Raw genomic sequence first — 8,747 nt, 5'->3', positions numbered from 1 at the left:
CAGCGAGTGAAGCGAGCGATCTAAACGACAACAAGACGGCTCTAACTTCCTGACAAACCAGAGGTTTTTCAACCTCCTTCACCGCTGGTAACGCTGGGCGTCCCCGGCAGCGGATGCGTACTTTACGGATTCGCGGCCGGGTTGGCAAGGGCTAATATGAAAAAGTTTCAAAAAAGTTCAGCGTTTGGGTTTTGCCTTGCGCATAACGGCCAGAACAGGGCCTGAACAGACGTAAGCCGCAAATAGCAGCAGCAGCATGACCGAAGGCTCGACGGAGATCATCACGAACCCAAGCACTACCGCCAACAGCACAACGAAAGGTACGGGCTTTTTGAAGTCTAGATCCTTAAAACTGTAGTAGCGGATGTTACTGACCATCAAAATACCTGCCGCACCTACTACGACGAGCATCAACAGCTTGAAACCAAATGCATCGGCATCAAAACTATGGAACGTCCATACGCTGGCAGCAACCAGCGCCGCTGCAGACGGGCTGGGCAAACCGATAAACCACTTTTTATCGACACTACCAATCTGTACGTTAAAGCGTGCTAAGCGCAGCGCGGCACAAGCCACATACAGAAACGCGACCACCCAACCGGTTTTACCGATATCTTGGAGAATCCAGGTAAAGGCAACCAGGGCAGGCGCCATGCCAAACGAGATCATATCGGCAAGACTGTCATACTCCGCGCCAAACTCGCTTTGAGTATTGGTCATCCGGGCAACTCGGCCATCTAAGCCATCTAGCACCATAGCAATGAAAATGGCGACCGCTGCGGATGTGAACTCACCGTTAATCCCAGCCACAACCGCAAAGAAGCCAGAGAAGAGCGCAGAGGTAGTGAATAAGTTAGGCAAGAGGTAGATGCCTTTACGGCGAATTTTCTTGCCATCTTCGACAGCCTCTTCCACAACTTCCGTTTCGCGCAGAAAAGCGGCCGCTAGGTCTTCATTGCCGACAGCATCATCACTACTTGATGTTTGCTGGGGTGATTCACCGCCGGCCGACGTATCGGAAGGCTGCGTATTTTCGTGCTCTTGGTCGCGAGCATCCTGGGTCATAAGTGTCATCCATTTGAAGTGAAGTCACACGAAAAGTGATCTCTTCTCATTCTACACGGTGATGCCAAGGCAGCCAGCCAATTGCCGTAGACAACGAAAAACGCCCCGAGACAGAGCCTCGGGGCGTTAGCAAATCAGTTAATCGATTAGTTCTTGGACTTATCGACCAGCTGGTTGGCAGCAATCCACGGCATCATACCGCGCAGCTTGGCACCTACCTGCTCGATTTCGTGTTCCGCGTTCAGGCGACGACGTGCCGTCATGGACGGATAGTTAGTGTTGCCTTCCTGGATGAACATTTTAGCGTACTCACCGGTCTGGATACGCTTCAGCGCGTTACGCATCGCTGCACGAGACTGATCGTTGATCACTTCAGGACCAGTCACGTACTCGCCATACTCTGCGTTGTTAGAGATGGAGTAGTTCATATTGGCGATGCCGCCTTCGTACATCAGGTCGACGATCAGCTTGAGCTCATGCAGACACTCGAAGTAAGCCATTTCCGGCGCGTAGCCTGCTTCAGTCAGCGTCTCAAAGCCTGCTTTTACCAGCTCAACTGCGCCACCGCACAGTACCGCTTGCTCACCGAACAGATCGGTTTCGGTTTCGTCTTTGAATGTGGTTTCAATAATACCGCTGCGGCCACCGCCAACGCCGGCTGCGTAGGAGAGCGCCAGCTCTTTAGCACTGCCAGACGCATCTTGATGAATAGCGATCAGATCAGGGATACCGCCACCTTTTACGAATTCAGAGCGAACGGTGTGACCCGGCGCTTTCGGCGCGATCATGATCACGTCGAGGTCTTTGCGCGGCTCAATCTGGTTGTAGTGAATGTTGAAGCCGTGGGCGAACGCCAGCGTCGCGCCCTCTTTCAGGTTCGGCTCAACTTCCTGCTCGTAGATGGCTTTTTGGTTTTCGTCTGGCGCCAAGATCATGACCACGTCAGCGGTTTTGCACGCTTCCGGCACGCTCGCCACTTTTAAACCAGCCGCTTCTGCTTTCGCTGCAGAAGAGGAGCCTTTGCGCAGTGCGACAGTGACATCGACGCCAGACTCTTTCAGGTTGTTAGCATGCGCATGGCCCTGCGAACCATAGCCAACGATGGTAACTTTTTTAGCTTGGATCAGGGACAGGTCGCAATCTTTATCGTAGTAAACGTGCATGGCGAGACTCCAGAAGTCGGTAATATCAAATTTTTATAGCGTATAGGTCAGCGTTGATGGCCACCCGTGCCGTCTTATGCAGCACTGGGATTTGGCGTTGAGGTCACTCTACGATAGAGCAACCGTTGCGTAAAACGCTATGTTTGCAACATACTATTTCATATTATGAAATCACGCTTAGGATGTCGGCCTTTATGGATTTTCGTCTACTCAAACACGTGGTCACCCTGGCCGACACACTGCATTTTGGCCGTGCCAGCGAGCTTTGCCACATTAGCCCCTCGACGCTGAGCCGCTCTATTCAACAGGTAGAGAGCGAGCTAGGCACTCGCCTATTCGAGCGCGATAACCGCCACGTGACGCTAACCCCTCAAGGCATCACGTTCCAACACTATGCCAAAGAGACGCTAGAGCAGTGGGAAACCCAAAAACGCACCCTGGCCGCCACCACAGCGCAACTCAGCGGGGAGATCAGCATTTATTGCTCGGTCACGGCGAGCTACAGCTTTCTGTATGAATTACTCAGCGATGTACGCACCCGTCACCCTGGCATTGAGCTAAAGCTGCATACCGGTGACCCCGCCGATGCGATGTCGCGAGTGCTGGAAGGCGCAGACGATATGGCGATTACTCCTCGCCCGCGTATTCCGCCTAGCGCGCTGGCCTTCAAGTCGCTGACCCGCTCGCCACTGCTGTTCATTGCACCCACCGAGCCCCACGCGTGGCTGCCGCCTCAACCAGAAAGCTCCACCGCGGAGCAGTGGCAGCACGTGCCGATGATTTTGTCGGAAGCAGGCCTCTCCAGGGAATACGCCAACACCTGGTTCAAAGCCATGGGTATTGCACCGCGCATTTACGCCCAGGTAGCCGGGCACGAAGCGATTGTGAGTATGGTCGGGCTTGGCTTCGGTGTTGGCGTTGTCCCCAAGATCGTGCTGGATAATAGCCCGCTGGCAGAGCGAGTACAGGTCCTCAATGTAAAGCCAGAGCTGCCCCACTACGACGTTGGCCTCTGCGTGCTGAACCGGCGGTTAAAGAACCCGATGATTGACGCTTTCTGGGCGGCGGTTAATTCACGTTAACGCACTATTTATCACTAAAGCACAGTACACAAAAAAGCCGCCCAGCGAATGGGCGGCTTTTAGCAATACAAGTACTACTGTAAAGCGAACCTTTACAAGGACAGTACTTTATCGCCCCGGGCAATACCGGATACCCCGGTGCGCGCTACTTCGAGAATACCCACCGGCGCCATGGCCTGTAGAAAGGCATCCAGCTTTGAAGCGTCGCCGGTAATCTGCACCGTGTAGAGGCTAGGCGTCACGTCGACGATCTGCGCACGAAAGATATCCACCGTACGCTTAACTTCATCGCGGGCAGCGCCAAGCGCTTTCACCTTCACCAGCATCAATTCACGCTCAATGTGGTTACCTTCGGTGAGATCCACCAGTTTCACCACATCGATTAGCTTGTTGAGGTGCTTGGTGATCTGTTCAATCACCCGGTCGTCGCCAACAGTAGTGACCGTTAAGCGGGACAGCGACGGGTCTTCCGTTGGTGCCACGTTCAGCGTTTCGATGTTGAAGTTACGCTGGGAGAAGAGCCCGACCACACGTGACAGCGCACCCGGTTCGTTTTCCACCAGAATCGAGATGATATGACGCATCAGGTACGCTCCGTTTTAGACAGCAGCATGTCACGCATAGCACCCAGCGGTACCTGCATCGGATAGACGTGCTCATGGGGGTCGACCTTCACGTCCAGGAAGACCAGCTCATGCTTGTTGGCAAACGCACGCTCAAGCGCCGGCTCCAACTCGTCTAGTGTCGTCACGGTGATCGCGGTGAACCCGTACGCTTCAATCAGCATATGGAAGTCGGGCAACGACTCCATATAGGAGTGCGCATGGCGAGATTTATAGTTCAAATCCTGCCATTGGCGCACCATGCCGAGCGATGCGTTGTTCAGGTTGACGATCTTGACGCCCACGCCGTACTGCTTACAGGTAGAGAGCTCCTGCATCATCATCTGGAAGCTGCCTTCACCGGTGACGCAGACCACATCGTCTTCCGGGAAGTTCTGCTTAATACCCATGGCGGCCGGGAAACCGAAGCCCATGGTGCCTAGCCCGCCAGAGGTGATCAGGCGATTCGGCTTATCGAACTTGTAGTACTGCGCCGCAAACATCTGGTGCTGACCCACGTCCGTGGTGACGTACGCTTCGCCACGGGTCACGCGGCACAGCGCTTCGATCACTTCTTGCGGTTTCAGCACTTCGCCGGGGTTGGAAGGCTCGTAGAGCTTGCCTTCGCGATCGGCACGCCAACCGTCGATCTTCTGCCACCAATCGGTCAGTGCTTCTGGATGCGCAATGGAGTGCCCCTGCACCAAGCTAATCATCTCGTTGATGACGCTGGACGCCGGGCCAACAATCGGCACGTCTGCACGCACGGTTTTGGATACCGAGCTTGGGTCGACATCGACGTGGATGATCTTCGCCGTCGGGCAGAACTTCGACGTATTGTTGGTCACTCGGTCATCAAACCGCGCGCCAATGGCAATAATCAGGTCAGCGTGGTGCATGGCCATATTGGACTCATACGAGCCGTGCATACCCAGCCAGCCCAAACACTGGCGGTCGCTTTGCGGGTACGCGCCAATGCCCATCAGCGTGGTGGTAATCGGGAAGCCAAGCTGCTTCACCAAGTCGGTCAAGCCTTCGCTTGCCTTGCCTGTTACCACACCGCCGCCGGTATAGAACACTGGGCGCTTGGCCTTCAGCATCATTTCGACGGCTTTTTTGATCTGCCCAGTATGGCCACGGGTCACTGGGTTATACGAGCGCATCTTGACCTTTTTCGGGTAAACGTACTCGTAGCGTTCGGTGGGGGCAGTCATATCTTTGGGGATATCGACCACCACCGGGCCAGGACGACCAGTCGATGCCAGATAGAAGGCTTTTTTCAGCACTTCTGGGATTTCGGACGGGTGACGAATCGAGAAGCTGTGCTTCACGATAGGACGCGTCACGCCGACGATGTCGGTTTCCTGGAAGGCGTCGTCACCAATCAAGTGGCTCATGACCTGGCCGCACAGAACAACCATAGGAATGGAGTCCATGTAGGCGGTCGCAATGCCAGTCACCGCGTTGGTAGCGCCGGGGCCAGAGGTCACCAGCACCACGCCGGGCTTGCCGGAAGCACGGGCATAGCCGTCGGCAGCGTGAGTGGCTGCCTGTTCGTGACGCACGAGGATGTGCTTCACTTTATCTTGGCGGAACAGCGCATCGTAAATATGCAGCGCCGCACCACCGGGATAACCATAAATGTACTCGACGCCCTCATCTTGCAAGAAGCGGGCGATCATATCTGCGCCGGAAAGCAGTTCCACTGTGTTTCTCCCCTGGAGGTCTCGAGTGCGATCCGCAGGACATCCTGCGGGGTCGAGTGCGGCGGTATGCCGCTGCCGGCCCATGCCGGCACCTGATGCCAAACCCTGGCAATATGGCCCGGTTAGGGCCTGCACTCTCATCGGGAATGCTCATTTATGGCAACCATAAAGAGCGGTTCCCTTACACGGCGGTTTGCCGTGTCGGGGCGTTGGCCAGGTCAGGCGGTTAGCCTAAGCCCGGAAGTCCTTCGGCGGGTAGAGGCGTGAGCCTACCCTTCGCGCGGGGATCAGGGGTTGCCCGTTGGTTCCGCGCCCGCAAATCAGGAACCCACAAGATTCCATTAGCGCCCTTAGCCTGTCAACCTCCGATCCCTTCAAACGCAACAAAGGTCGCAGTAAGCGCAAAAAAATGCCCCGCCAGCGGCGCTGACGAGGCATTTGCCCTATTTCATTGCGCAATTAACTAAACACTAGTTTGCCTTCATTGGCGCTGATGTGAATGGTATCGCCTGGGACATACTTGCCTGCCAGCAGGTCTTGAGCCAGCGGGTTTTCAATGCGGCTTTGAATGGCACGCTTAAGTGGCCGCGCCCCAAATACAGGGTCAAAACCCACCACCGCTAGCTGCGCCATGGCATCGTCACTAATCTCCAGGCTCAGGTCGTGTTCCGCGAGCCGCCCTTTCAAGCGCTCTAACTGAATACCGGCAATGGCCTGAATCTGCTCTTGGCCTAGCGCATGAAACACCACCACTTCATCGATGCGGTTGATTAATTCTGGGCGGAAGTGATTACCCACTACCTCCATCACCGCGTTTTTCATCAGCTCGTAATCATTATCATCCCCGCCCATGCGCTGAATAATGTCTGAGCCCATGTTAGAGGTCATCACAATCACGGTGTTACGGAAGTCGACGGTACGACCCTGACCATCGGTTAAGCGGCCATCTTCCAGCACTTGCAGCAGGATGTTGAACACATCCGGGTGCGCTTTTTCTACTTCGTCCAGTAGCAGCACCGAGTAGGGCTTGCGGCGCACTGCTTCGGTTAAGTAGCCACCCTCTTCATAGCCGACGTAGCCGGGAGGCGCGCCGATCAGGCGAGCCACGGAGTGCTTCTCCATAAACTCCGACATATCAATGCGTACCATGGCCTCTTCCGTATCGAACAGGAAATTGGCCAGCGACTTACACAGCTCGGTTTTCCCCACCCCGGTCGGGCCGAGGAATAGGAACGAACCGTTGGGGCGGTTGGGGTCGGCAAGGCCCGCCCGGGAGCGGCGCACCGCGTTGGCGACGGCCTCGACCGCCTCGTTTTGGCCAATGACACGCTCGTGCAGCGCGTCTTCCATACGTAGCAGCTTGTCCCGCTCGCCTTCCAGCATTTTAGAGACAGGAATGCCTGTCCAGCGAGAGACCACTTCCGCAATCTCTTCTTCCGTGACGTTGGAGCGCAGTAGCTGGTGGCTGGCGGTATCCGCTTCGCCTTCGCCCGCTTCGCTGATCTTCTTCTCCAGCGCAGGAATTTTGCCGTACTGAATTTCCGACATGCGGGCTAAATCGCCCTGGCGGCGCGCTTGATCAAGATCAATACGCGCCTGCTCAAGCTCCGCCTTAAACTGCGCCGCACCTTGGATACTGGCCTTTTCCGCCTTCCAGATCTCATCCAAGTCAGCGTATTCACGCTCTAAATCGTGAATCTGGTTATTCAGCGCTTCCAAGCGTTTTTTGGTAGCTTCGTCGGTCTCTTTCTTAAGCGCTTCACGCTCCATCTTGAGCTGGATCAAACGACGATCAAGGCGATCCATCTCTTCAGGCTTGGAGTCCAGCTCCATGCGAATCCGCGACGCCGCCTCATCGATCAAGTCGATAGCTTTATCTGGCAACTGGCGGTCGGTGATGTAACGCGTCGAGAGCTTGGCAGCGGCAATAATCGCCGAGTCGGTAATATCGACGCCGTGGTGGACCTCATAGCGCTCTTTCAGGCCACGCAGAATGGCCACGGTGTCGGCTTCAGAGGGCTCATCCACCAACACTTTTTGAAAGCGGCGCTCCAGCGCGGCGTCCTTTTCAATGTACTTGCGGTACTCATCCAACGTGGTGGCACCCACACAGTGCAGCTCGCCACGCGCTAGCGCTGGTTTGAGCATATTGCCCGCATCCATGGCGCCTTCAGCTTTGCCTGCGCCCACCATGGTGTGCAGCTCGTCAATAAACAGAATGACCCGCCCCTCTTCTTGAGAGAGCTCTTTCAGTACCGCTTTCAGGCGCTCCTCAAACTCACCGCGAAACTTAGCCCCGGCTAGAAGCGAGCCCATATCCAACGAAAGCACGCGCTTCTCTTTTAACCCTTCAGGCACCTCGCCGTTAACGATACGCTGGGCCAGGCCTTCGACGATGGCGGTTTTACCCACGCCGGGCTCGCCAATCAGCACTGGGTTATTTTTGGTACGACGCTGCAACACCTGGATGGTGCGTCGGATCTCGTCGTCGCGGCCAATCACCGGGTCGAGCTTGCCATCCAGCGCGCGCTGGGTCAGGTCAAGGGTGTACTTATTGAGCGCTTCGCGCTGCTCTTCTGCATTGGCATCATTGACCTTGGCGCCACCGCGCAGGCTGTTAATCGCCGCCTCTAAGCTTTTACGGCTCAGCCCCGCCTCTTTCATCAATTTGGAGATGGCGCTGTTCATTTCCAGCGCTGCCAACAGCACAAGTTCAGAGGCAATAAACTGATCGCCGCGCTTCTGCGCTTCGCGGTCGGTGAGGTTAATGAGTTTGACGAAGTCTCGAGAAGGCTGAACATCACCATCGAACTGGCTGACTTTAGGTAGATCGTCCATTTGGCGCTGCAGGCCGTCGCGCAGGCGCGAGCTGCTGCCTTCGGCTTTTTCGACCAGCGCTTTAATACCTGTGTCTTTGGTGTCAATCAGCGCCAGCAGCAGGTGCGCTGGATCAAGCTGATTATGGCCGTGGCCTACCGCGAGTGATTGCGCCTCAGCAATGGCGGCCTGTAATTTGGCAGTGAATTTATCAAATCGCATGGAGTGCCTCCTGGGGTAGCCGTGCGTTTGGACCCACGGCGCTTCCCGATAACCTGTCGTTGAACGTGCTAAAGTCGATTAGCTTGACAA

At 55.7% G+C, this 8,747-nt stretch carries 6 protein-coding genes; 1 reads left to right on the top strand and 5 read right to left on the bottom strand.

Going from position 1 to position 8,747, the window contains the following annotated elements:
* Positions 1–177: 177 nt before the first annotated feature.
* Together pssA and ilvC are read right to left on the bottom strand one after the other, a co-directional pair.
* Positions 178–1,065: a CDP-diacylglycerol--serine O-phosphatidyltransferase gene (gene pssA, locus ACIGG6_RS16150; protein WP_399845840.1), complete on the bottom strand. Its 888-nt coding sequence runs from the start codon at positions 1,063–1,065 to the stop codon at positions 178–180.
* Positions 1,066–1,211: 146 nt separating this feature from the next.
* On the bottom strand, positions 1,212–2,228 hold the full coding sequence (gene ilvC, locus ACIGG6_RS16145) for a ketol-acid reductoisomerase (RefSeq protein ID WP_044630358.1): 1,017 nt from the start codon (positions 2,226–2,228) through the stop codon (positions 1,212–1,214).
* Between the two features lie 194 nt (positions 2,229–2,422).
* Here ilvC and ilvY point away from each other — a divergent pair, with 194 nt between their 5' ends.
* A complete protein-coding gene (gene ilvY / locus ACIGG6_RS16140) occupies positions 2,423–3,310 on the top strand; it encodes an HTH-type transcriptional activator IlvY (RefSeq protein ID WP_399845838.1) in 888 nt (295 codons plus the stop codon).
* A gap of 92 nt (positions 3,311–3,402) precedes the next feature.
* Here ilvY and ilvN read toward each other — a convergent pair whose 3' ends face one another.
* The 3 genes from ilvN to clpB all read right to left on the bottom strand — a co-directional run bounded on the left by ilvN (position 3,403) and on the right by clpB (position 8,657).
* The gene (gene ilvN / locus ACIGG6_RS16135; protein WP_399845835.1) at positions 3,403–3,894 is read right to left on the bottom strand and encodes an acetolactate synthase small subunit; all 492 of its coding nucleotides are present in this window, start codon (positions 3,892–3,894) and stop codon (positions 3,403–3,405) included.
* A complete protein-coding gene (locus ACIGG6_RS16130) occupies positions 3,894–5,618 on the bottom strand; it encodes an acetolactate synthase 3 large subunit (protein ID WP_399845844.1) in 1,725 nt (574 codons plus the stop codon). The genes ilvN and ACIGG6_RS16130 overlap by 1 nt, the downstream gene beginning before the upstream one ends.
* A 459-nt stretch (positions 5,619–6,077) precedes the next feature.
* Positions 6,078–8,657, bottom strand: coding sequence for an ATP-dependent chaperone ClpB (gene clpB / locus ACIGG6_RS16125; RefSeq protein WP_399845834.1), 2,580 nt, complete (start codon positions 8,655–8,657; stop codon positions 6,078–6,080).
* Positions 8,658–8,747 lie beyond the last annotated feature (90 nt).

The sequence above is a fragment of the Vreelandella lionensis genome (assembly GCF_044543515.1).
In the GTDB taxonomy this organism is placed as follows: domain Bacteria; phylum Pseudomonadota; class Gammaproteobacteria; order Pseudomonadales; family Halomonadaceae; genus Vreelandella; species Vreelandella lionensis.
The sequence above is the reverse complement of the archived record's forward strand: the minus strand, read 5'-3'. Positions and strand labels throughout refer to the sequence as shown.

Coding starts and splice junctions, on each gene's coding strand:
- ilvY (WP_399845838.1), top strand. CDS start 2,423: ATGGATTTTCGTCTACTCAAACACGTGGTCACCCTGGCCGACACACTG.
- clpB (WP_399845834.1), bottom strand. CDS start 8,657: ATGCGATTTGATAAATTCACTGCCAAATTACAGGCCGCCATTGCTGAG.
- ilvN (WP_399845835.1), bottom strand. CDS start 3,894: ATGCGTCATATCATCTCGATTCTGGTGGAAAACGAACCGGGTGCGCTG.
- pssA (WP_399845840.1), bottom strand. CDS start 1,065: ATGACCCAGGATGCTCGCGACCAAGAGCACGAAAATACGCAGCCTTCC.
- ilvC (WP_044630358.1), bottom strand. CDS start 2,228: ATGCACGTTTACTACGATAAAGATTGCGACCTGTCCCTGATCCAAGCT.